This window comes from Streptomyces niveus (genome assembly GCF_001723055.1).
Taxonomy (GTDB): domain Bacteria; phylum Actinomycetota; class Actinomycetes; order Streptomycetales; family Streptomycetaceae; genus Streptomyces; species Streptomyces niveus.
The window spans coordinates 1-23,219 of record NZ_MDCR01000163.1 but is presented as its reverse complement, the minus strand read 5'-3'; the positions used below and the strand labels follow the sequence as shown (position 1 = coordinate 23,219).

The following is a 23,219-nucleotide window of genomic DNA, read 5'->3' as shown; positions in this document are numbered from 1 at the left end:
AGCCTGTCCGGCGCCCCGCCCCTCAACTGTCCCGCTACCGGGCGGGGCGCCGGACAGGCTTCAGGGCGGGTTTCCGCGGTCGTGCTACTTAACGCCGAGGGTGTCGCACTTGGCCTTGAACTTCGCGGTGCAGATCTCGTCGACGGTGTAGATGCCGTCCTTGATCACCGTGTCGTTGATGTTGTCCTTGGTCAGCGAGACGACCGGGACGAGGACCGACGGGATGCCCTTGGTGGTGGCGCTGTCGACCTTCGTCTTGGCGATGGCGTCCAGGGACTCGCCCTTGGCGACGGCGACGGCCATCTCGGCGGCGATGGAGGCCTCGGTCGGGTACGGCTTGTAGACGCTCATGAACTGCTCACCGGCGACGATGCGCTGCACACCGGCGAGTTCGGCGTCCTGGCCGGTGACCGGCGGGAGCGGGGAGATACCGGCGCCCTTGAGGGCGGTGATGATGCCGCCCGCCATGCCGTCGTTGGCGGAGTAGACGCCGACGATCTTGTCCTTGCCCAGGGCCGAGATCGCGCCTTCCATGTTGGCGTTGGCGTTCTCCGGCTTCCACTCCTTGGTGTCGTACTCCTTGCCGATCGTCACCTTGCCCTCGAGGACGGACTTGGCGCCCTTCTTGAAGAGGGCGGCGTTCGGGTCGGTGATCGCGCCGTTCATCATCACGATGTCACCGTCCTTCGCCTTCGGACCCAGCTCGTCCAGGAGCGCCTGGCCCTGGACGCGGCCGACCTCTTCGTTGTCGAAGGAGACGTAGCCGTCGATGTCGCCCTCGGCGAGGCGGTCGAAGGCGATGACCGGGATGCCCGCGTCCTTGGCCTTCTTGATCGAGCCCGTGATGGCCTTGGAGTCGACGGCGTCCACGATCAGGGCGTCGACCTTGTTGGTGACCATCGTGTCGGCCTGCTGGTTCTGCGTCGCCGCGTCCTGCTTGGCGTTGGCGTAGACGACCTTGCCCTTGCCGTCGGTCAGCTCGCTGACGCGCTTCTCTATCAGCGGCTTGTCGAACTTCTCGTAGCGCGCCGTCTGGTTCTCGGGCAGCAGCAGCCCGATGGTCAGCGAGCCGTCCGACTTCTTGGACGACTCCTTCGCCGAGTCCCCGGACTCCTTGGCGCTTCCACAGGCGGCGAGCGAGACGGCCATCGTGGTGGCAGCGGCGGCCACGGCAGCACGTCGGAGATGTGCGTTCACTTCAGAAACCTCCCTGACGAGGCCGCGACGTTGCGGCCGAGGTGGCTGGAAGTCAACTCCGATGCGGACTCAGCGTCAAGGAGTAAATCCTTAACGAGATGACAACGGTGCCATTCGTTATCTAAGTGAAGACAGCGGAGCCGACAGGCAGAGTGCTTTCCAGCAGGGTCGAATCGCCCATTTCGCTCAGTACGAGGGCGAGTGCGCCGAGCACTTCCGCGCGCCCGCCGAGGGCTCCTGGAAGCACCGAGAGCTGTCTGGCGGCGCTGGGGATCGCGTACCGGGAGACGGACTCGCGTATCGGCGCGAGCACCAGTTCCCCGGCCTCGGCCAGATCACCGCCGAGCACCACCCGGCTGGGGTTGAGCAGGTTGCAGAGATTGGCGACGCCGCTGCCGATGTGGCGCCCGACGTCGGCGATCACCCGGCGGCAGCCCGGGTCGCCCTCCCTGGCCAGCTGCACGACGCGCTCCATGGTCAGATCGCGGCCGTGACTGGACCTGAGCAGCGGCAGGACGTAGCGGGCCGCCGTGAAGGTCTCCATGCAGCCCCGGTTTCCGCAGCGGCAGACGGGGCCCGACTCGTCGAGCGTGATGTGCCCGATCTCGCCCGCCGTACCGCCCGGTCCGCGGTAGATCTGACCGTCTATGACCAGACCGGCGCCGACGCCGCTGGCGACCTTGATGTAGGCGAGGTCCTTCACGCCCCGGCCGCTGCCCCAGACCAGCTCGCCGAGGGCGCCCAGATTGGCGTCGTTGTCGACGTACACCGGCACGCCGAGACGGCCCGCCATCTCCTCGCTGGGGTTGATTCCCGTCCAGCCAGGCAGGATCGAGGTGGAGCCGAGCGTGCCCGAGACGACGTCGATGGGCCCCGGCACCCCGAGGCCCACGCCGATGACCTTCTGGCGGCCGATCCCGGTGGCCTCGATGAGCCGCTCCACCAGCTCCTCGGCGCGGCCGAAGCCGTACGCCGACGAGGCGTCCACGTCGAGCGGTTCGGACTCCTCGGCGAGCACCTGGTGGGCCAGATTGCCGACGGCCACCCGCAGATGAGTGTGGCCGAAGTCCACGCCGATGACGATGCCGGCGTCGCCGCTGAGCGAGACGCTGCGGGCCCGGCGGCCACCCGCCGAGGTGGGCGTCACCTCGACGGTGCCGCCCTCCCGCAGCTCGCGGACGATGTTGGAGACCGTGGCCGCCGACAGTCCGGTGCTCCGGGCGATCTCCGCCTGGGTGAGCGAGCCCGCCATGCGCACCGCGCGCACGACCCGCTCCAGATTCGCCCGGTGCAGAGACGACTGCGACCCTGGAGTCTCCACAACTGATCCACTCCTGCCCTTGGCAGGCGGCACGACCACCGCCCCCGGCCGGGGTCGCGCCTGTGAAACCCCGACGTTTCTCCAACTTGTGAACTCTAACCTCAGCCTTTCGGGTCGCTTCCCGTCAAGACCTTGAGCAGTGCCGACCTCGGATGAGCACCGTACTTACCCATCTGACCTGCGAACATCGCCGTTCTGTCGATTTCAGGCCACTACCGGTGGCGAAAAGTGCCCCTTCGGCTCGGGATGGATACCGAACGAACCCCCTCCGCGCGGGCCCGGAACACCACGAACCGCCCCCCGGCGAGAGGCCGGAGGGCGGTTCGGAGGAGCCGTGGAACGGTGAAGCGGAGGCCGCGCTCCGCCACTTGAGCGCGCCCGCTACTTGAGCGCGCCCGCCGTCAGGCCGGCGACGACCTGGCGCTGGAAGATTATGTACGCGGCGAGCACCGGCAGCATCGCCATCACCAGTCCGGCGAACAGCCCGGAGTAGTCGCCCTTGTAACCCTGGCTGACCGCGAGCTGCACCAGGCCCTGCGAGAGCACCTTCTTGTCCGGGTCGGTGTTGAGCACCGTCGGCAGCATGTACTGGTTCCACTGCCCGAGGAAGTTGAAGATGCCCACGCTGATCAGACCCGGCTTGGCCATCGGCAGCATGATCTGGAAGAAGGTCCTGGTGTGCGAGGCGCCGTCGATGATCGCCGCCTCCGCCACCGAACTCGGCAGCGTCCTGAAGAAGGACGACAGGAAGAACACCGTGAACGGCAGCGAGTAGGCGATGTACACCAGGATCAGACCGTGCGTGGTGTTCAGCAGCCCCATGTTGTTCATGACGAAGAACAGCGGGACCAGCGCCAGGATGATCGGGAAGCTCATCCCTCCGATGAAGAGGAAGTAGATGAAGCGGTTCCCGGGGAAGTCGAAGCGCGCCAGCACGTACGCGGCCATCGAGCCGAGCACCAGGGTGCCGATCAGCGAACCCCCCACCACCACGATGGTGTTGAAGAAGTAGTCGCTCATGTGGGCCTGGCTCCAGGCCCGCGACCAGTTCTCGAAGTGGAGCTTGTCCGGCAGCGCCCAGGGTGAGCTGAAGATGGAGTTGTCGTCCTTGAAGGAGGACATCACCGCCCACAGCAGCGGCAGGACGACCAGCAGCGCCCAGATGACGAGCACACCGTGCGAGAAGACGTTGAGGACGGTGCCCTCGCGCTTCTCCTTCACCGGCGGGGCGTCCACCTTGGTCACCGGCCGCCGGTCCTGCGGCTCCTCGGGCAGCTTGGCCGGAGGTGTGTCAGTGGTCTTCATCAGAACTCCAGCCGCTCGCGCCGGCCCAGCTTCGTCACGACTGCCGCGAAGGACAGCGTCACCACGAGCAGAGCGACACCGATCGTTGTGGCATAACCGGCCTGGGCGTCCCGGAAGGCCGTTTGGTAGACGTACAGCGGCAGGACCGTCGTCGAGTAGTCGGGTCCGCCACCGCCCGGCCCCACGGTCATGATCTGTACGACCGCGAACGCCTCGGCGCCGAGGGCCAGGATGCCCATGTAGATCCAGCCGGCCTGCACCGTGTCCCAGAGCAGCGGAAGCGTGATCTTGAAGAAGGTGGTGAACCGGTCGGCGCCGTCCAGCAGCGCCGCCTCGTAGTAGTCCTTCGGAATGGAGGCCATTCCGGCGGAGAACAGGACGACGAAGAAACCGACCGTGCTCCAGATCAGGACCGCCATCACGCACCAGAGCGCGAGATCCGGGTCACCCAGCCAGAGCGGCTGGACGCTGTCCAGTCCCACCGCGTCGAGCGCCGCGTTGATGGCGCCGCTCTCCGGGTTGTACGCGAACTGGAAAAGCAGGGCGACGATCGCGATGGAGAGCACCTGCGGAAAGAAATACGCGATCTTGTAGAAACCCGAACCACGGACACCCGTGATCGCGGCGCCTTTCCGCTGCCGCCCGCCGACATTGATCATGAAGGCGAGGAAGAGCGCGAGGGCGAGCGTCACCAGCGGCAGCAGCAGCACGAACAACACGCTGTGCTGCAAGGACTTCCAGAAGATGTCGTCCTCGAACATCTTCTTGTAGTTGTCGAAGCCCACCATCTTGAAATCGGAACTCAGCCCCGTCCAGTCCGTGAACGAGTAGTAGATGGACTGGATGAACGGCCATATGACGAAGATCGCGTACAACGCCAAGGGGGCGATCAAAAACCCCACGATGAACCGGTACTTACCGTGCTGCATGGATCCGACCCCGATCTGTGTGCGGATGCCGCCGCTGGTGACGCCTGCTCACTGGTGCTTGTAGTGCTTGATGGACTGGTCCTTCGCGGCGGCATCCGCGTAACCCTGGATCTTCTTGATGGTCTCGGCGGGGGTGGCGCGCCCGGCCATCATCTCGCCGAGGCCGGCGACACCGATCTGCTCCTTCTGGAGCTTGACGTACCAGTCCTGCATACGCGGGTTGACGACGTTCGTCCCCGCCTTGTCCAGGGCGGCGACGGCCGACTTCAGACCCGGCGTCAGCTCGACGCCGTCGGTGCCGCCGTTCAGGGCGGTCAGCGACTTCACCTGGGAGGTGAAGTTCTTCGACGACTCCTCGCTGAGCATGATGCGCAGCAACTCCATGCCACCCTGCGGGTTCTTGGCCTTCTGCGGCACGATGAAGGGCTCACCGCCGGACGCCCAGAGGGTACCGAACGGCATCTTGTCGGAGGCGTCCATGCTGGACGGCGCGCCGACGGCGAGGTTGAAGTCGGCCGGCATCGTCTTGGCCGCCTCGTTCTCCACCCACGAACCGTTCGGGATGAAGAGCGCCTTGCCCTTCGTCCACGCGGTCTGCGACTGGATGTGGTCCAGACCGGGGGTGCCCTGAAGGATGTAGCCCTTCTTGAACAGCTCGTAGTACGCCTCGAAGGCCGTCTTGACCGCCGGGTCCTTCCAGGCGTTCGGCTCCAGGTTGTCGATCTTGTCGAGGACCTCGACGCCACCGATCTTGGCGATCAGCGGGTAGAGCGAGAACGGGATGTAGTACGGGTGCTTGCCCGCGTACGTCCAGCCCGCGATGCCCTTCTTCTTCGCCTTGGCGCAGAGCGCCAGCATGTCGTCCCACGTCTCGGGGTACGCCGAGTCGAGGTCCTCCAGGGCCTTCTGCGAGTACCAGACGCCGTACACCGTGTAGGCGTAGTACATGATCCAGACGGGGTCGCCGTCGAACTGGCCCATCTCGACGATGCCGGGGCGCAGGGTGTCGCGCACCTTCTTCGCCGGGTCGTCGTAGGACGGGGCGTCCATCAGCGCGGTGAGGTCGGTGAGCTGCTTCTTGCCCACCAGCACGCCCATGTCCATCTGCTCGGCGCCGGAGTTGTCGATCAGGTCCGGCGGGGTGCCGCCGTTGAACCTCGGCTGGAGCGTGGACTGGATCTTCTCGGTCGCCGCGTGCTTGACCTTCGGGGCCTTCGGGAAGGCCGCGTTGTACCGCTTCTCCGCGTCGATGGCGTACTGCTCGCCGAAACCGCCGTTGAAGATGACGACATCGAGCTGCGCCGTCTCGTTGGCTCCGAGGGGGTTCTTCGCCGAGGTCTTGCCCTTCTCGACCTTGTCCTCGGTGCCGCTGTCGCTGCTCGCGCAGGACGCCAGGAAACTCATGGTCGGGACGGTGATCAGGCCGATCGCGGCCGAACGCTTGATCAGATCACGACGGCCAAGGCCCTCATTGCTGTGAGCGGAGGTGGATCCCATGCTCAAGTCCTCGCCTTCTCCAGGACTCAGGCGGTGTACCGGTCGCCCGTCCTTCTCGCCTGAGGCAGAAGGGCCCCGCCACCGCGGTCAAATGAAGCTGGTCGTTCAGGATTGTGGTGCTGATTGCCGTGCTTCGCGTTGAGCGTGTTGTCGAGCGTCGTACGAGATGCGTGATGCGTGATGCGTGCGCTGCGTTGCCTGTTGCGTGATGCCAGTTGAGTGATGCGTCGTACGTGATGCGTGATTACAGCAGGGACGGCCTGAATGGTTGGCGGCGGGGTGCGTCACGGCATCGCGGCACCCAACCCTCCCCCGTCTCCTGGTCCTTCACCGTTCGAAACCTGGCGAGGCGGACGCCGACAGGTATAGTCCACTTCAGGTCGGGTGAGCAAGATCGAAAGCAGGTTTGGGCGGGAGTCTTTCCCGAGTTGAGACCTGGAGAGGGTTTCAGAAGGGCCGCGCGGCATCCGTACGGATCTCGCCGCTTTTTCCGGATCGCGCACGGCGCGATATCCGGACCTCTCGCGCGCTCTCGGCGCGGGCAGTTGTGTGCCCATTCCACGAATCGCGTGCGGAACAATGGCCGGTTCTTGTCATCTCACACCGGCAACACCCTTGACACCTTGCCTCTCTTGTACCACTACTTAACCGGCGCATGACTTTTGACAACGTTGTCCATCATGCTTCCGGAAGAGGAAGGCTCGGGATGCAGCGCACACCCAGACCCCGGCTCACGCAGTGCCGCAACGCCGCCCTGGTGGCCGCCGCTTCACTGCTGGTCGTCACCGCACACTCGTCAGCTGTAGCACAGCCCGCCAAGGCGGCGGCCCCCAAGGACTCGTTCGCGTCCTCTTTCGAAGAGGGCGATACGCAGCCGAATTGGCGCAATACGGTTGATACCGGACCCGATGGAGAGAAGCGATCCTCGGGCGTGAACGGCGAGTTCAACGCCGGCATCCCGGGCAACGTCACCGACCGCGTCGTGGAACTGCGCGCCAGCGACGAGAACACGAACGGCGGCGAGGGCAAGGAGAACCTGGTCGACATCCAGTCGAGCACCAAGTGGCTGGCTTTCGAGCCGACCGCCTGGATCGAGTTCGACCTGGACGCGCCGGTCAAGGTGTCGACCTACGCGCTGACGTCGGCGAACGACCACGCCGAGCGCGATCCGAAGGAGTGGACACTCAAGGGATCGACGGACGGCAAGGACTGGAAGACGCTCGACAGCCGAGTGGACCAGACCTTCGGCGAACGATTCCAGACAAAGTCATACGACTTCGACAATTCGACCGAGTACGCGCACTACCGGCTGGACATCACCAAGAACAACGGGGCGGGCGACGCCACCCAGCTCGCCGACGTCCAGTTCTCCAACGGTGACACCAGCACGCCGCCGGCCGGCGACATGCGCAGCCAGATCGACAGCGGCCCGGGCGGCTCCCCCACGGCCAAGTCCAACGCCGGGTTCACCGGCAAGCGCGCGCTGGAGTACGCCGGTTCGCACGAGGCGGACGGCCGGGGCTACTCGTACAACAAGGTCTTCGACGTCAACACGGCCGTGCGCGCGGACACGGAGCTGTCGTACAAGATCTATCCCTCGATGACGGAGACGGACCTCAACTACCCGGCCACCAACGTCTCGGTGGACCTCGCCTTCACCGACGGCACGTATCTGAGCGACCTGAAGGCGCTCGACTCGCACGGCGGCCTGATGAGCCCTCAGGGCCAGGGCGAGGCCAAGCGACTGTACGTCAACCAGTGGAACGCGGTCGCCTCCCGGATCGGCTCCGTCGCCGCCGGCAAGACGGTGGACCGGATACTCGTGGCGTACGACTCCCCCAAGGGCCCGGCGAAATTCCAGGGCTGGGTGGACGACATAGCACTGGCGGTGAAGGCTCCCGAGAAGCGCCTCGCGCACCTCTCGGACTACGCGTCGACCACGCGCGGCACCAACTCCAGCGGTTCCTTCTCGCGCGGCAACACCTTCCCGGCCACGGCCGTGCCGCACGGTTTCAACTTCTGGACGCCGGTGACCGACGCCGGTTCGACGAGCTGGATCTACGAGTACTCGCGCCGCAACAACGACGCCAACCTCCCCGCGCTGGAGGCGCTGTCCGCGAGCCATGAGCCGAGCCCCTGGATGGGCGACCGGCAGACCTTCCAGCTGATGCCGTCGACGGCCGCCGGCACACCGGACGCCTCGCGCAAGGCGCGCGCGCTGCCTTACCGCCACGAGAACGAGATCGCCAGGCCGCACTACTACGGCGTGACGTTCGAGAACGGCCTCAAGGCGGAGATCACCCCCACGGACCACGCGGCGGCGATGCGGTTCACATATCCCGGTGACGACGCGAGCATCGTCCTCGACAACGTCAACAACAACGGCGGTCTGACCATCGACGCCGCGAACCGGTCCTTCACCGGCTTCTCCGACGTGCGCAGCGGCGGATCGGCGGGCGCCACACGGCTGTTCGTGTACGGCGTGTTCGACGCGGCGGTCAAGGACAGCGGCAAGCTGCCCGGCGGTGGCGGCAAGGACGTCACCGGATTCGTACGCCTCGACGCGGGCCAGGACCGCACCGTGAACCTGCGGATCGCGACCTCGCTGATCAGTGTCGACCAGGCGAAGAAGAACCTGGCGGACGAGCTGCCGGCCGACCTGGGCTTCGACCGGGTCAAGAAGGACGCGCAGCGCGCCTGGGACGGCATCCTGGGGAAGGTGGAGGTCGAGGGCGCCACCAAGGACCAGCTCACGACGCTGTACTCCAGCCTCTACCGGCTCTACCTGTATCCCAACTCCGGCTTCGAGAACACGGGGACGAAGAAGAAGCCGCGGCAGCAGTACGCGAGCCCCTTCGTACCGAAGATGGGCACGGACTCCCCCACGCACACGGGCGCGAAGATCGTCACGGGCGAGGTGTACGTCAACAACGGCTTCTGGGACACCTATCGGACGACGTGGCCCGCGTACTCCTTCCTGACCCCGAAGAAGGCCGGGGAGATGGTGGACGGCTTCGTCCAGCAGTACAAGGACGGCGGCTGGATCTCGCGCTGGTCCTCCCCCGGCTACGCGGACCTGATGACCGGCACCAGTTCGGACGTGGCCTTCGCGGACGCGTATGTGAAGGGTGTCGACTTCGACGCGAAGGCGGCGTACGACGCGGCGCTGAAGAACGCGACGGTGGTGCCGCCGAGTTCGGGCGTGGGCCGCAAGGGCATGGAGACGTCGCCGTTCCTCGGCTACGCCTCCACCGAGACCCATGAGGGCCTGTCCTGGTCGCTGGAGGGCTACCTCAACGACTACGGCATCGCGAAGATGGGCGAGAAGCTCTACCAGGAGACGGGCGAGAAGCGGTACAAGGACGAGTCCGCGTACTTCCTCAACCGCGCCCAGAGCTACGTCTCGCTCTTCGACAAGGAGGCCGACTTCTTCCAGGGCCGGAACCTGAAGGGCGACTGGCGGGTCCCGAGCGACACGTTCGACCCGCGGGTGTGGGGTTACGACTACACCGAGACGAACGCGTGGGGCTACTCCTTCACGGCGGCGCAGGACTCTCGCGGTCTCGCCAACCTGTACGGCGGGCGCGCGGGTCTCGGGAAGAAGCTGGACGAGTACTTCGCGACGCCGGAGACCGCGTCGCCGGAGTTCAAGGGCTCCTACGGCGGTGTCATCCACGAGATGACGGAGGCGCGGGACGTCCGGATGGGCATGTACGGCCACTCCAACCAGGTCGCACACCACGCCACGTACATGTACAACGCGGCGTCCGAGCCCTGGAAGGCGCAGGAGAAGGTCCGCGAGGTGCTGAGCCGCCTCTACACCGGCAGCGAGATCGGACAGGGCTACCACGGCGACGAGGACAACGGCGAGCAGTCGGCCTGGTACCTCTTCTCCGCGATGGGCTTCTACCCGCTGGTGATGGGCAGCGGGGAGTACGCGGTCGGCTCGCCGCTCTTCACGAAGACGACGGTGCACCTGGAGAACGGGAAGAAGCTCGTCGTCTCGGCGCCGAAGAACAGTGACAAGAACATCTACGTGCAGGGCCTAAAGGTCAACGGCAAGGCGTGGAACTCCACGGGGCTGCCGCACGACGTGCTGGCCAAGGGCGGCACGCTGGAGTTCGACATGGGCCCGAAGCCGTCGACATGGGGCTCGGGCAAGGACGCTGCGCCGGTGTCGATCGCGAAGGACGACAAGGTGCCGTCGCCGCGCGCGGACGCGCTGTCCGGCCCGGGCGCCCTCTTCGACAACACGTCGAAGACCAAGGGCGCGGTGGGCGGTTCGGTGGACCTGCCGGTGGAGTCCGCGACGAAGGCGGTGCAGTACACACTGACGTCGGCCACGGCGGACACGTCGCCGGCCGGGTGGGAACTCCAGGGCTCGGCGGACGGCAAGACCTGGAAGACCCTGGACAAGCGGTCCGGCCAGTCCTTCAAGTGGGACCAGCAGACACGGGCGTTCACGGTCGCCTCGCCGGGGTCGTACGAGCACTACCGCCTGGTGACGAAGGGTGAGGCGGAGCTGTCGGAGGTGGAGCTGCTGCGGTAGGGACGCCGCGGCCCGGCCGCGAACGCCGAGGGGCCGTACTCGCCACGCTGTCGCGCGGGGAGTACGGCCCCTCGTCACGCGCCGTCCGTCGGGCCCGACTCGGGCCCGGGGGGGCTACTTGCGGATCAGGCTGCGCAGCACGTACTGCATGATGCCGCCGTTGCGGTAGTAGTCCGCCTCGCCCGGGGTGTCGATGCGGACCACCGCGTCGAACTCCACGCCGGTGTCCGTCGTGACCTTGACCGTGGCCGGGGTCGTGCCGTCGTTCAGCCCGGTGACGCCCGTGAAGGTGAAGGTCTCCTCGCCCGTCAGACCGTACGACAGCGCCGAGCCGCCCTCCGGGTACTGGAGCGGCAGCACGCCCATGCCGATCAGGTTCGAGCGGTGGATGCGCTCGTACGACTCGGCGATGACCGCCTTGACGCCCAGCAGCGCCGTGCCCTTCGCCGCCCAGTCGCGGGACGAGCCCGAGCCGTACTCCTTGCCCGCGAGGACGACCAGCGGGGTGCCGGCTGCCTGGTAGTTCTGCGAGGCGTCGTAGATGAAGGAGACCGGGGCGTCCGCCGCCGTGAAGTCGCGGGTGTAGCCGCCCTCCGTGCCCGGCGCGATCTGGTTGCGCAGGCGGATGTTGGCGAACGTGCCGCGGATCATGACTTCGTGGTTGCCCCGGCGCGAGCCGTACGAGTTGAAGTCACGGCGCTCGACGCCGTGCTCCGTCAGGTACTTGCCCGCCGGCGTGTCCGCCTTGATCGCGCCCGCCGGGGAGATGTGGTCGGTGGTGACCGAGTCGCCCAGCATGGCGAGCACGCGCGCGCCGGTGATGTCGGCGACCGGGGTCGTCTCCATCGTCATGCCCTCGAAGTACGGGGGCTTCCGTACGTAGGTCGACTGCGGGTCCCACTCGAAGGTGTTGCCCGTGGGGATCGGCAGCGCCTGCCACTGGGCGTCGCCCGCGAAGACGTCCTGGTAGGACTTGTTGAACATGTCCTCGCCGATGGCGGAGGCGACGACCTCGTTGACCTCGGCCTCGGTCGGCCAGATGTCTTCGAGGTGGACGGGCTTGCCGTCCTTGTCGACGCCGATCGCGTCGCGCGTGATGTCGACCTTCATCGAGCCGGCGATCGCGTAGGCGACGACGAGCGGCGGGGACGCCAGGTAGTTCATCTTGACGTCGGGGTTGATACGGCCCTCGAAGTTGCGGTTGCCGGAGAGCACCGCGGCGACGGCCAGGTCGTTCTCGTTGATCGCCTTGGAGATCTCCTCGTCCAGCGGACCCGAGTTGCCGATGCAGGTCGTGCAGCCGTAACCGACGAGGTTGAAGCCGAGCTTGTCGAGGTACGGCGTGAGGTTCGCCTTGTCGAAGTAGTCCGTGACGACCTTCGAGCCCGGCGCCAGGGTCGTCTTGACCCAGGGCTTGCGGGTGAGGCCCTTCTCGACGGCCTTCTTCGCGACGAGCGCGGCGGCGACCATCACGTACGGGTTCGAGGTGTTGGTGCAGGAGGTGATCGCGGCGACGGTGACGGCGCCGTGGTCGATCTCGTACGTCGAACCGTCCGGCGTGGTGACCAGGGTCGGGCGGGTCGGCACCCCGTTGGCGGAGGCCGGCGAGTCGGAGGCCGGGAAGGACTCCTTGCCCGCCTCCTCGTCGTCCGTCACGTAGTTGCGGACGTCGAGCGCGAACTGCTCCTTGGCGTTCGCCAGGACGATACGGTCCTGCGGGCGCTTGGGGCCCGCGATGGACGGGACGACCGTGGCGAGGTCCAGCTCCAGCTTCTCGGAGAAGTCGGGCTCGGCGGCCGGGTCGAGCCAGAGGCCCTGCTCCTTGGCGTACGCCTCGACCAGCGCGACCTGCTGCTCGTCACGGCCGGTCAGGCGCAGGTACTTCAGGGTCTCGTCGTCGATCGGGAAGATCGCGGCGGTGGAGCCGAACTCCGGCGACATGTTGCCGATGGTGGCGCGGTTGGCGAGCGAGGTGGCGCCGACGCCCTCGCCGTAGAACTCGACGAACTTGCCGACGACACCGTGCTTGCGGAGCATCTCGGTGATCGTGAGGACGAGGTCGGTGGCGGTGGTGCCCGGGGTCAGCTCGCCAGTCAGCTTGAAGCCGACGACGCGCGGGATGAGCATCGAGACGGGCTGGCCGAGCATCGCGGCCTCGGCCTCGATGCCGCCGACGCCCCAGCCGAGCACACCGAGGCCGTTGACCATGGTGGTGTGCGAGTCGGTGCCGACGAGGGTGTCGGGGTACGCCTGGCCGCCGCGGACCATGACGGTGCGGGCCAGGTGCTCGATGTTGACCTGGTGGACGATGCCGGTGCCGGGCGGGACGACCTTGAACTCGTCGAACGCGGTCTGGCCCCAGCGCAGGAACTGGTAACGCTCCTTGTTGCGGCCGTACTCCAGCTCCACGTTCTGCGCGAAGGACTCCGGCGTACCGAACTTGTCGGCGATGACGGAGTGGTCGATGACCAGCTCGGCCGGGGCCAGCGGGTTGATCTTCGCCGGATCGCCGCCGAGCTCCTTGACGGCCTCGCGCATGGTGGCGAGGTCGACGACGCAGGGCACGCCGGTGAAGTCCTGCATGATCACGCGGGCCGGGGTGAACTGGATCTCCTGGCTCGGCTGCGCCTGGGAGTCCCACCCGCCGATCGAGCGGATGTGGTCGGCGGTGATGTTCGCGCCGTCCTCGGTACGGAGCAGGTTCTCCAGCAGCACCTTCAGGCTGTAAGGGAGGCGCGCTGAGCCCTCGACCTTGTCCAGCCTGAAGATCTCGTACGACTCGTCGCCCACGCGCAGCGTGCTGCGGGCGTCGAAGCTGTTCGCCGACACGACAGTCTCCTTCATGAATGTGCGCGTACTACCGCGCCGCGACGCATGTGCGGCTGACGCCGCGCGGTGCCGCCAACGGGCTGCTCGCCGATCCGCTAAGGTAAGGCTTAGTTAGGTTCGCCTTACTGCCTGGCGGCTGCGGTACGCCTTCGGCAGATATCTCGATGTCGAGATAACTCTAGTACATGACCGCTTCGGGGTCATGCCCGGGCGCTGTTGTTCTCCCGTTGTTCGTTGTCGTTCGCTGTCCTCACAATTGTCGTCCAATCGAGTCGTTCGGCGCCGGACCTGCTCCCGCCGGCCGGCGGGAAGAGCCGACCGTGTCGCGGCGGGGCTACGTTGGCACCGCCACGGAAGGGGCGGTGCCATGGAGACTGACTCCCTGATCAGGGCCGCGATCGAGGAACACTGGCGGGCTTCGGAGCGCGGCGACACCGAGGCCGAGCACGCCATCTACGCCACGGACGCGCTCCTGGACTACCCGCAGTCGGGTGAGCGGTTCCGGGGCCGCGCGGCGATCTCCGCCCAGCGCGGCGGCCACCCGGCCGACCGGCACTTCAGCGTCCGGCGGATCACGGGGCACGGGCGGCTGTGGGTGAGCGAGTGCGTCATCACGTACGACGGTGCGCCCTCGTACTCGGTGAGCGTCATGGAATTCGCCGACGGGCACGTGGTCCACGAGACCCAGTACTTCGCGGACCCCTTCGGCGCGTCGCCCCGGCGGGCGGCGCTCGCTGAGCCGATGCCGGGGCGGACTCTCTGACGGTCGACCTGGTCGACCCGGCTGACTGACGGGCGCCGTCAGGGGCCGTCCGGCCAGAGCGTGGACATGCGCGCCGCGCCACCCCGTTCGAGCCAGGTGGTGAAGTCCAGCAGGCCGGGGTGACGGGTGCGCAGGGCCGCGATGTCCGCCTGCCAGAGGCCACGTCCGGAGGCGAAGGCCCGCGCCGCGCCGGAAGTCAGGCCAAGCGTGGCCGCGGGGACTTGGCGGTAGCGGACCTCGCGGCCGAGGCGGTCGGTGATCAGCTGGACGGTCCGCTCGGGGGTGAGTTCGTCGCCGGCCAGTTCGAGCGCCTGGCCCAGGTAGTCCTGCGGTCGGGCGAACGCGAGGGCCGCGAAGGCTCCGATGTCGGTCACGGCGATGAGCTGGACCGGGGTGTCCGGTGCGAAGAGGTGCGTCAGGACGCCGTCCACGATGCCGCCGACGGGGAGTCCGGTCAGGGTGTGGTTCTCCATGAAACGGACCGGGCGCAGGACCGTGGACGGCAGGCCGGTCGCGGCGAGATGGCGTTCGATCTGCCACTTGCTCTCCCAGTACGGGATGCCGGTCCCCCGCTCGGCGCCGCCGACCGAGGCGAAGACGAAGTGCCCGACCCCGGCCGAGACCGCCGCGTCGACCAGGGCGCGGCCCCGGCGGATCTCGCGCTCGGCGTCCAGGTCGTCGGGGGTGACTCCGAAGACGCCGTGGACGCCGTCGAGCGCGGCGGCCAGCGAGTGCGGGTCGTCGAGGTCTCCCGTACGGAGTTCGGCACCGGCCGCCGTCAGAGCTTTCGCCGCGGGGGCCGAGGGGTCGCGTACGAGGGCGCGAACGGGGAGGCCAGCGGCAAGGAGTTGGGTGGCGGTGGCGCCCCCCTGCCGTCCGGTCGCGCCGGTCACGAGGATCGTCCCGTCGGTGCCGCTCACGCCACTCACTCCACTCACTCCGCTCACTCCGCTCACTCCTCAACGCCGCCGGATAAGATGAGACCGTCTCGGAAAAGATATTGAGACTGTCTCGATTTAACAAGTGGGCAAGTGCGAACAGCGGAGGGAAACATGAGTACCGCCGGACCCGCGCCCCGGCGCCGTATGCGCGCCGACGCGCGCCGTAACTACGAACGGCTCCTCACCGAAGCGGGCGCGGCCTTCGCCGAGCGTGGCACCGACGCGTCGCTGGAGGACGTCGCACGCCGCGCGGGGGTGGCCAACGGCACGCTCTACGCCCATTTCCCCACCCGTCAGGCCTTGTTGGAGGCGCTGCTGGGCGACCGCATGCGGGCGCTCGCCGGAAGAGCGCACGAGCTGATGGACCATCCGTCGCCGCACGAGGCGCTGCTGCTCTGGGCGCGCGCCGCGGTGGCGCACGCGACCGCGTACCGAGGTCTCGCCACGTCGCTGATGCGCGCGGTGGAGGACGAGACGTCGGAGTTGCACGCGGCCTGCCGGTCGGTGCTCGACGCCGGCGAGCACCTGCTCGGCCGGGCGCAGCGGGCCGGCGTCACCCGCGAGGACGCCACGGCCGCCGACCTCTACGCGCTGGTCAACTCGGTTGCTTGGGCGGGTGAGCAGACGTCGGCGGCGCAGGCGGAACGGCTGTTGTCGTTCGCGATGGAGGGGCTGCGGCCGCTTGGAACGGTTCGTCCGGCGCGAGGGCGCTGACCACGTCGCCCATCGCTCACCGTGAGGGTCGTGAGGGTGTCGTCGGCGGGGTGAGCGTGCTGCCGTTCGCGCTGCCCTCGACCGCGTTCACATAGACGCGCGCGAGGTCGGCCGCGGGGGTGCCCGGTGCGGGGTCCATGGCCAGGGTGGTCAGCGTCTCGCGTACCCAACCCGGGCTGACCGCGTTCAGCCGTACACCGCGCGGCATTTCGGCCGCCGCCGCGTGGACGAAGGCTTCGAGTGCGGCGTTGACCAGATGGCCGAGCGAGCTGCCCGGTACGGGCTCGGCGAAGCGGCCGCTGGTGAGGGTGAGCGAGCCGCCGTCGCGTACGTGGCTGAGCGAGCGCCGTACGAGGTTGACCTGGCCGATCAGCTTCCCGTCGAGGCCGGTCCAGAACTCGGTGTCGGACGGCGCGGTCAGCGGGGTCATCGCGCCGCTCGCCGCGCAGCACACGATCGCGTCCAGCGGGCCGGTCGCTTGGAGGAGGGCGTCGATCGAGGGCGTGTCGGTCAGGTCGACGCGCAGCGGGCAGCTTCGGCGGGCCGCGCGCAGGATGTCGTACGGCCCGTCGCGCCCGTTTCGCGCGGCCAACGCGTCGGCGACCGCGCCGCCGATGGTGCCCGTGGCACCGATCACCAGAATCTTCATGACGCCATGCTGGAGCCTTCCGGCGGCCGTACCCAGCCATCCGCCGGGCCCACCCCTGGCAGGTGCAGGATGGAGGCGCCGCGTCGCGATACTGGGGCGCATGGAGACACACGGGGACCTGGGCGCGTTCCTGCGGTCACGGCGGGCGCTGCTGCGGCCCGAGGACGCCGGGCTGCCCGTGTACGGGAGCAGCCGCCGCCGGGTGCCGGGTCTGCGCCGCGAGGAGTTGGCGCAGCTCGCCGGGGTGAGTGCCGGTTACTACACGCGTCTTGAGCAGGGGCAGAGCCCCAACGCGTCGGACTCCGTGCTCGACGCCGTCGCGCGCGTGCTGCGCCTGGACGACGACGAGCGCGCCCATCTCTACTCGCTGGCCCGCCCTCGGCCGAAGGCCCCGCGCCGGGAGACGGAGCCCGAGCGGGTGCGTCCGGGCGTACGGAACATGATCCGGTCGTTCGCGGACGTACCCGCCCTGGTGCTCGGGCGCTTCGGCGACGTCCTCGACTGGAATCGGGCGGCGCACGCGCTGCTCGCCGGCCATCTCGACATCGGCTCCCCGGACCGGCGCGGGGACCGTCCCAACATCGCCCGGCTGGTGTTCCTCGACCCGCGCACGCGCGAGTTGTACGGAGCCGGTGATGACGGCTGGGCGCGGAAGGCGCGCGCCACCGTCGCCGATCTGCGTCTGATCGCGGGCCGCTTCCCCGACGACCCCGGCCTGACCCGGCTCGTCGGCGAACTGACCGCCGCCTCGGCGGAGTTCGCCGAGCTGTGGGCCGCGCACGCCGTGGGCGACTGCGGCACCGACACCCGTACGTACCACCACCCGAAGGCCGGGACGATGACGCTGATGGTCGAGTTCATGGCGCTGCCGAACGACGAGGGGCAGCGGGTGGCGGTGTACGGGGCCGAGCCGGGGTCCGCGTCCGAGGCCGCGCTCCCGCGGCTCCTGGCTGCTTGAGGACGCGGTACCCGGAGCCGTTGCCCGCCGGATCGGCGGTGCTCCCTCGACGTCCGGACGTCAATCTTGGCGCCGGCAGACATGCATGGGCGTCCACGGGTAACCCGTACTCCCAACAGGGCCGCACCGAGACCGACTTGAGGAGAGCACCGTGCCGATCACCTTCCGTAAGAGCTTCCGGATCCTGCCCGGCGTACGGCTCAACATCAACAAGCGCTCGTGGTCCATCACCAGTGGAGGCAGGAAGGGCCCGAAGCGCACCACGAGCAGCACCGGCCGGCGGACGACCTCGATGGATCTGCCCGGCCCGTTCGGCTGGCGCAAGACCACGACCAAGCGTCGCGGTCACTGACCCGGACCGGCGAGTGGGTTACGCCCGAACGGCCGTACTCCGCTCGCCGGGACGGGGCCGTCGGGCCAGCATGAGGAGCGAGGCGCGCCGTGCGGGCCCTCGGCAGGGGCTCCACGAATGGCGGACCCTAACCGCTCTCTCATCTCACATATGAGATAGCCTTTCGCCATGGCAGACGACTACCTCGTACGCATCGGCAAGCTCATCCGTGACGCCCGTCAGCATCGGGGCTGGACACAAACACAGCTTGCGGATGCGCTGGCCACCAGCCAGAGCGCCGTGAATCGCATCGAGCGCGGCAACCAGAACATCAGCCTTGAGATGATCGCGCGCATCGGTGAGGCGCTCGACAGTGAGATCGTGTCGCTCGGATACGCCGGGCCGATGCACCTTCGCGTGGTCGGCGGACGCCGGCTCTCCGGCTCCATCGACGTCAAGACGAGCAAGAACGCCTGTGTGGCGCTGCTCTGCGGTTCGCTGCTCAACAAGGGGCGTACGGTCCTGCGGCGGGTGGCACGTATCGAGGAGGTCTACCGGCTCCTCGAAGTGCTCAACTCCATCGGCGTACGCACGCGCTGGATCAACGACGGCATGGATCTGGAGATCGTGCCGCCGGCGGAGCTGGACATGGCCGCCATGGACGCGGAGGCCGCGCGGCGTACCCGCTCGATCATCATGTTCCTCGGCCCGCTGCTGCACCGCATGGACAACTTCCTGCTGCCGTACGCGGGCGGCTGCGACCTCGGTACGCGCACGATCGAGCCGCACATGATCGCGCTGCGCCGCTTCGGCCTGGACATCACGGCGACCGAGGGCCTGTACCACGCGGTGGTCGACCGCTCGACGTCACCGGACCGGCCCATCGTGCTGACCGAGCGCGGCGACACGGTCACGGAGAACGCGCTGCTGGCCGCCGCCCGGCACGACGGCGTCACCGTCATCCGTAACGCGTCGTCGAACTACATGGTCCAGGACCTGTGCTTCTTCCTGGACGCGCTCGGGGTACGGGTCGAGGGCGTCGGCACCACCACGCTGACCGTGCACGGCGTGCCGAGCATCGACACCGATGTCGACTACTCCCCCTCCGAGGACCCGGTAGAGGCGATGAGCCTGATCGCCGCCGCCGTGGTCACCGAGTCCGAGCTGACGGTCCGCCGGGTGCCGATCGAGTTCCTGGAGATCGAACTCGCGGTGCTGGAGGAGATGGGCCTGGACCACGACCTGACGCCGGAGTACCCGGCGGACAACGGCCGTACGCGGCTGGTGGATCTGACCGTACGGCCCTCGAAGCTGGAGTCGCCGATCGACAAGATCCACCCGATGCCCTTCCCGGGCCTGAACATCGACAACGTGCCGTTCTTCGCGGCGATCGCCGCCGTCGCGCAGGGCACGACCCTGATCCACGACTGGGTCTACGACAACCGCGCCATCTACCTCACGGACCTCAACCGCCTCGGCGGCCGGCTCCAACTCCTCGACCCGCACCGGGTCCTGGTGGAGGGCCCGACGCGCTGGCGCGCGGCGGAGATGATGTGCCCGCCGGCGCTGCGGCCCGCGGTGGTGGTGCTGCTGGCGATGATGGCGGCGGAGGGCACGTCGGTGCTGCGCAACGTCTATGTGATCAACCGTGGTTACGAGGACCTGGCGGAGCGGCTGAACTCGGTGGGCGCGCAGATCGAGATCTTCCGCGACATTTGATATGCGAATGCCGCTGCACCCTGTCTGACCTGCTATTTAGCGGGCCAGGATAGGGTGCGGCGGCATCTCTGGGACTTCTCTGGGACTTTGGGCCTGCGGGCGGGTACGGGCCGCGCTCTACGGGCCCTGCCGACCGGCTGCGGCTACGCGAAGATCGCGTCGATGGCGGCACTGCCCCGTGCGCCGGCTCGCGGCAGGAAGTGGGAGTACTTCCGCAGTGTGAACCCCGGGTCGGAGTGCCCCAGCCAGCGTGCCAGGGAGACGACCGATTCGCCAGCCTCCAGTTCCTCGGAGGCGAAGAAGTGGCGCAGGGCGTGGAAGCCGTGTTCCCGGGACGGCTCCCACACGCGAGCCCCGGCAGCGTTACCTTCCTCCAGCGGAGCGATCACACTCGCCTCGGCCAGAGCGGGCTTCCACACGTAGGAGTTGAAGTAGTTCCGGTTGATGGCCTTCCGCTCGCGTCCCGTCACCAGGAGGTTGTAGGTCCTCGGCCGCCGGTGTTTGGCCTCCACCCGCGTCTTGGCGGGAGTCGGGTCGTCCCAGGGCAGCGTGACCGGCACTGGCACGAATTGCTCCACGTGCTGCCGGATGGCACGAGCCACGCTCGCCGGCAGCGGCACGTCCCGGACCTTGCGCCCCTTCGGAAGCGCGAAACACAGCTTCGCCCGCACCATCTTGACCTGCCGCCGGATGTGCACGACCTCCTTCCCGAAGTCGATGTCGTCCACCGAGAGACCGAGCGCCTCCCCTTGGCGGAGACCGAGACCCGCCCCGATCACAAGGAGGAGCCGATAGCGATCCGGCAGGGCCTCCCGTACCGCCAGGACCCGTTCGGGCGGCCACGCCTCGACCCTGCCGGGAGCGGCGGCCGGAGGGCCGACCGTGCTCGACCGGCACGGGTTGCGCCCGAGGCGACGGTCCTCGACGGCCGCCTGGAGGACGCTGGAAAGCGTTGCCCAAACCAGACGGATAGAAGTCGGACCGAGGTTCTTCTCCAGCCTCTTCTTCCAGTGGCGTAGGACTTCCGCGCCGATGGCGTTGAGCGGCTGAGCACCCAGGTGGGGAACAATGTGCCGCCGGACCCTCTGCTCAATTCGCTCGATTGTGGATGGGTCGCCGCTCTGTGTGGGCCACCAGTGGGTCGCGATGTAGTCCTTGAGGCAGATAGCCCCGTCGCGTGGATCGACGAACTCGCCTCGTCGTGCATCGGTCTGGGCCTGGGCGAGCCAGGTCTTGGCGTCCTGAAGGGCATCGAAGGAGCGGTCCTTAACGCCGGGGATGCCCTTGACGCGGTAGCGGGTGCACTTGCCGTACATAGCCGTGCGTTCGCGCTTGCCGGTCTTCGGGTTCGGGCGCTTCTTCAGCCATCGGTCTTCTATGTAGCCGGCCAAGTGGAACTCCTTTGTGATGAGGGTGACGGCGGGGCCCTACGGCGCAGGAGGCCGTGTCAGGCGGTGGTAAATCGGGCGGAACGCTCCTGCGGCCGGACGCTGAGTGGGTTGAGCGCGGGGTTGGAGCGGGAGTCGGCCTGCTCCTGTTCGCGGACCCAGGCGTCGAGGGCCTCCACTCGATACATGACGCGACCGCGGGGGCCCATGCGGAAGCTCGGCGGTCCCTGACGGCGGTGGCGCCAGACGTAGAGGGTGTGGGGTGAGAGGCCGAGGTAATCGGCGGCGTCCTTCACGGTCAGGAAGGCCGTGCGTACGGCCTTGGAGGACGCAGTGGAGGTAGGCAAGGGTCGCGCAGGCATCTGGGGTTCTCTGTGAGGGACGAGGGAGGGGAGCCTGGCTGGGCGGAAACGAGTACTCCGCCCAGCCGTTGCCTGTCGTGAGGCAGGAAAGAATCGCGGAGAAACCGCGGCCCGGAGTACCACTACGCACGCCGTGCGGTCGGAATCGGCTGGCTCGGCAGGTCAGCAAGGGCCAAGGCGGCTTCGAGTCGGTCCCAAGGGATTTCGTCCTGTGTCGACTTGCGAAGGCAGTAGGCGAAGCGTTCTGCGAGGCGGGGAGTGCTCATTCCGGCGCATTCGGCCACCGCAAGGATGTGCGCCGCTGTCTGGTCTCCGTTCTTCAGCCACGCCGCGATGCGTGCGTCACGGAGTGCCGAGACATGCCTGCCGAGCGGCGAGTCGAGTTCATGCGCTTGCTGAACCGCCGCCCGCGCTTGCCGCCAGACCTTCCGGTAGACCTCGGCGGTCAGCGGCCGTCCATCGTCGAGAACGAATATCGCATCATCCGGGTGGAGATCGCGACGGATGGTCTCCTCTTTCAGGATCGCCGCCAACGCGCAGCAGACGAGAACACGCCGTACGGCGCCCGCGCAGTCCGAATCCTTCTCGCGGCACTCTTGTGCCTGAGGTGGACCAAGAGCCAGGTGGCGCCGTCTTCTGCGATTTCCACGTCTCGAACGCGCAGCGCCAGGGCTTCCTCCGGACGCAGTGCCGCGAGAGCGATGGAGGCCAGGAAGGCGCGGAGAACGAGGCAGCTCTGTGGTTGTTCGGCGGCCCAGTCCAGGATCGGGAAGCACTGACGATCGGAAAGATGAAACGTTCCTTCACTAACAACTGCGGCCATGGGAAAGCTCCTTGAAGTGAGGGGTGGGGATAGACACAGACGTCCGGCCATCGCATGCAGCACGGCGACCGGACTTCTCCAATGGTCCGGAGAATCGCCGGTTTGGCTAACCGGCGATCGTCGCCTATGTTGCGCACCGCATCAGACGAACTGGCTCGGGCCGACCGCCGTCAGGAAGCCAGCCGGTATGACCGCAGGGCCAGGGTCGCGCAGTCCGTGACAAGTGCCAACAGGCAGTTTTCCGTTAGGCGGTCGAGGTGTCGCGCTACGACGCGCTCGGGCCGCAATGGACGAGCCACATGGCGAGTTGCAGCTCCGGGGTATGCCGCTACGTGTACGAGGACGGCGCTGTCGCGACGGTAGCCGCGTTGCAGCAGGTCCTCGCCGAACAGGCCGACCGCACAGACACAAAGGCACTGCCCGCTGGACACAGCACCCGCCACCTGGCTGGACCAGACGCTCAGCGCGCCGAGTGGAAAGAGGGCGGGGGACGTGAAGCGGGTGGATCGAATAGCGGAATCCAGCAGAGTGGCCTCCTGCTTAGAGGCCACGACGGCGAGGCAATCTGACGCGAGGCTGCGAATCAACCGCATGCCATCGGAATCGAATCACTGCATCTTCTGACCTGACAATTTCCCGGACGTTGTACGTTGACATGGTTTCGGCAGAGGTATCCAGTCTTTTGAGGTTCCTTCTTGTCTGCCGTGGGCGAATGAGTATCGGCGACGGCGTGCGAGCTCTTGGATCGACTCTGACCCGAGCGTCTGCCGGGGCGAGTACGGCAGGGCGAAGTGCACCTTGGCGCGGTGACTGGGTAACCGGCGTGAATCGAGTAGGCAGTGCGACAGCAGCCGAGTACTCCGAGGACATGCCACTCGATCCGCAACAGGGCGAGGTCCTGAATCGGGGATGGATCGGAGCACTGAGCTTCTTCAGTGTTGCCC

General features: G+C 67.6%; 18 protein-coding genes. 6 read left to right on the top strand and 12 right to left on the bottom strand.

Annotation, left to right across the window (positions count from 1 at the left end; translation table 11 throughout):
• Positions 1-84 precede the first annotated feature (84 nt).
• From BHU15_RS20225 to ngcE, 5 genes are all read right to left on the bottom strand, one after another.
• Positions 85-1,197 (bottom strand): sugar ABC transporter substrate-binding protein, encoded by a 1,113-nt coding sequence (locus tag BHU15_RS20225; RefSeq protein WP_031229212.1) that lies wholly within the window; start codon positions 1,195-1,197, stop codon positions 85-87.
• A gap of 121 nt (positions 1,198-1,318) precedes the next feature.
• Positions 1,319-2,518 carry an ROK family transcriptional regulator gene (locus tag BHU15_RS20220; RefSeq protein WP_031229213.1) on the bottom strand — a complete coding sequence of 400 codons (1,200 nt, stop codon included), beginning with the start codon at positions 2,516-2,518 and terminating at the stop codon, positions 1,319-1,321.
• Between the two features lie 381 nt (positions 2,519-2,899).
• Positions 2,900-3,823, bottom strand: a complete 924-nt coding sequence (locus tag BHU15_RS20215; RefSeq protein WP_069628486.1) for a carbohydrate ABC transporter permease — start codon at positions 3,821-3,823, stop codon at positions 2,900-2,902.
• The gene (locus BHU15_RS20210; RefSeq protein WP_023537931.1) at positions 3,823-4,752 is read right to left on the bottom strand and encodes a carbohydrate ABC transporter permease; all 930 of its coding nucleotides are present in this window, start codon (positions 4,750-4,752) and stop codon (positions 3,823-3,825) included. Before BHU15_RS20210 ends, BHU15_RS20215 begins: the two co-directional genes overlap by 1 nt.
• A 48-nt stretch (positions 4,753-4,800) precedes the next feature.
• Entirely contained in the window at positions 4,801-6,249 is a 1,449-nt protein-coding gene (gene ngcE / locus BHU15_RS20205) for an N-acetylglucosamine/diacetylchitobiose ABC transporter substrate-binding protein (RefSeq protein ID WP_023537932.1), read from the bottom strand.
• A 706-nt stretch (positions 6,250-6,955) separates the two neighbouring features.
• On the opposite strand from ngcE, the gene BHU15_RS20200 reads away from it, so the two are divergent.
• Positions 6,956-10,798: a GH92 family glycosyl hydrolase gene (locus BHU15_RS20200; RefSeq protein ID WP_069628485.1), complete on the top strand. Its 3,843-nt coding sequence runs from the start codon at positions 6,956-6,958 to the stop codon at positions 10,796-10,798.
• 114 nt (positions 10,799-10,912) lie between these two features.
• Here BHU15_RS20200 and acnA read toward each other — a convergent pair whose 3' ends face one another.
• Positions 10,913-13,627, bottom strand: coding sequence for an aconitate hydratase AcnA (gene acnA, locus BHU15_RS20195; RefSeq protein ID WP_023537934.1), 2,715 nt, complete (start codon positions 13,625-13,627; stop codon positions 10,913-10,915).
• A 367-nt stretch (positions 13,628-13,994) separates the two neighbouring features.
• Between acnA and BHU15_RS20190 the strand changes: the two genes are divergently transcribed.
• Complete coding sequence (locus BHU15_RS20190; protein WP_069628484.1) at positions 13,995-14,390, top strand: nuclear transport factor 2 family protein; 396 nt, start codon at positions 13,995-13,997, stop codon at positions 14,388-14,390.
• Between the two features lie 38 nt (positions 14,391-14,428).
• Here the strand turns inward: BHU15_RS20190 and BHU15_RS20185 are convergent, their stop codons facing one another.
• Entirely contained in the window at positions 14,429-15,310 is an 882-nt protein-coding gene (locus tag BHU15_RS20185) for an NmrA/HSCARG family protein (protein ID WP_069628483.1), read from the bottom strand.
• A gap of 132 nt (positions 15,311-15,442) precedes the next feature.
• Between BHU15_RS20185 and BHU15_RS20180 the strand changes: the two genes are divergently transcribed.
• Positions 15,443-16,045, top strand: coding sequence for a TetR/AcrR family transcriptional regulator (locus BHU15_RS20180; RefSeq protein WP_069628482.1), 603 nt, complete (start codon positions 15,443-15,445; stop codon positions 16,043-16,045).
• Positions 16,046-16,061: 16 nt separating this feature from the next.
• Here BHU15_RS20180 and BHU15_RS20175 read toward each other — a convergent pair whose 3' ends face one another.
• A complete protein-coding gene (locus tag BHU15_RS20175) occupies positions 16,062-16,694 on the bottom strand; it encodes a short chain dehydrogenase (RefSeq protein WP_069628481.1) in 633 nt (210 codons plus the stop codon).
• A gap of 100 nt (positions 16,695-16,794) precedes the next feature.
• Here BHU15_RS20175 and BHU15_RS20170 point away from each other — a divergent pair, with 100 nt between their 5' ends.
• The 3 genes from BHU15_RS20170 (at position 16,795) to BHU15_RS20160 (ending at position 19,702) form a co-directional block, all read left to right on the top strand.
• Entirely contained in the window at positions 16,795-17,652 is an 858-nt protein-coding gene (locus BHU15_RS20170) for a helix-turn-helix domain-containing protein (RefSeq protein WP_069628480.1), read from the top strand.
• Between the two features lie 151 nt (positions 17,653-17,803).
• Entirely contained in the window at positions 17,804-18,004 is a 201-nt protein-coding gene (locus tag BHU15_RS20165) for a DUF4236 domain-containing protein (RefSeq protein WP_023537940.1), read from the top strand.
• 168 nt (positions 18,005-18,172) lie between these two features.
• Positions 18,173-19,702 (top strand): helix-turn-helix domain-containing protein, encoded by a 1,530-nt coding sequence (locus BHU15_RS20160; RefSeq protein WP_023537941.1) that lies wholly within the window; start codon positions 18,173-18,175, stop codon positions 19,700-19,702.
• Positions 19,703-19,845: 143 nt separating this feature from the next.
• Here BHU15_RS20160 and BHU15_RS20155 read toward each other — a convergent pair whose 3' ends face one another.
• The 4 genes from BHU15_RS20155 to BHU15_RS39770 all read right to left on the bottom strand — a co-directional run bounded on the left by BHU15_RS20155 (position 19,846) and on the right by BHU15_RS39770 (position 22,275).
• Positions 19,846-21,066 (bottom strand): tyrosine-type recombinase/integrase, encoded by a 1,221-nt coding sequence (locus tag BHU15_RS20155; RefSeq protein ID WP_069628487.1) that lies wholly within the window; start codon positions 21,064-21,066, stop codon positions 19,846-19,848.
• 83 nt (positions 21,067-21,149) lie between these two features.
• The gene (locus tag BHU15_RS20150; protein WP_255293156.1) at positions 21,150-21,437 is read right to left on the bottom strand and encodes a helix-turn-helix transcriptional regulator; all 288 of its coding nucleotides are present in this window, start codon (positions 21,435-21,437) and stop codon (positions 21,150-21,152) included.
• 137 nt (positions 21,438-21,574) lie between these two features.
• Entirely contained in the window at positions 21,575-21,985 is a 411-nt protein-coding gene (locus BHU15_RS39775) for a hypothetical protein (protein ID WP_141726843.1), read from the bottom strand.
• Entirely contained in the window at positions 21,970-22,275 is a 306-nt protein-coding gene (locus BHU15_RS39770; protein WP_141726842.1) for a hypothetical protein, read from the bottom strand. Before BHU15_RS39770 ends, BHU15_RS39775 begins: the two co-directional genes overlap by 16 nt.
• Positions 22,276-23,219: the final 944 nt, after the last annotated feature.

Coding starts and splice junctions, on each gene's coding strand:
- BHU15_RS20170 (WP_069628480.1), top strand. CDS start 16,795: ATGGAGACACACGGGGACCTGGGCGCGTTCCTGCGGTCACGGCGGGCG.
- BHU15_RS20210 (WP_023537931.1), bottom strand. CDS start 4,752: ATGCAGCACGGTAAGTACCGGTTCATCGTGGGGTTTTTGATCGCCCCC.
- BHU15_RS39770 (WP_141726842.1), bottom strand. CDS start 22,275: ATGGCCGCAGTTGTTAGTGAAGGAACGTTTCATCTTTCCGATCGTCAG.
- BHU15_RS20175 (WP_069628481.1), bottom strand. CDS start 16,694: ATGAAGATTCTGGTGATCGGTGCCACGGGCACCATCGGCGGCGCGGTC.
- BHU15_RS20160 (WP_023537941.1), top strand. CDS start 18,173: ATGGCAGACGACTACCTCGTACGCATCGGCAAGCTCATCCGTGACGCC.
- BHU15_RS20190 (WP_069628484.1), top strand. CDS start 13,995: ATGGAGACTGACTCCCTGATCAGGGCCGCGATCGAGGAACACTGGCGG.
- BHU15_RS20200 (WP_069628485.1), top strand. CDS start 6,956: ATGCAGCGCACACCCAGACCCCGGCTCACGCAGTGCCGCAACGCCGCC.
- BHU15_RS20215 (WP_069628486.1), bottom strand. CDS start 3,823: ATGAAGACCACTGACACACCTCCGGCCAAGCTGCCCGAGGAGCCGCAG.
- ngcE (WP_023537932.1), bottom strand. CDS start 6,249: ATGGGATCCACCTCCGCTCACAGCAATGAGGGCCTTGGCCGTCGTGAT.
- BHU15_RS20180 (WP_069628482.1), top strand. CDS start 15,443: ATGAGTACCGCCGGACCCGCGCCCCGGCGCCGTATGCGCGCCGACGCG.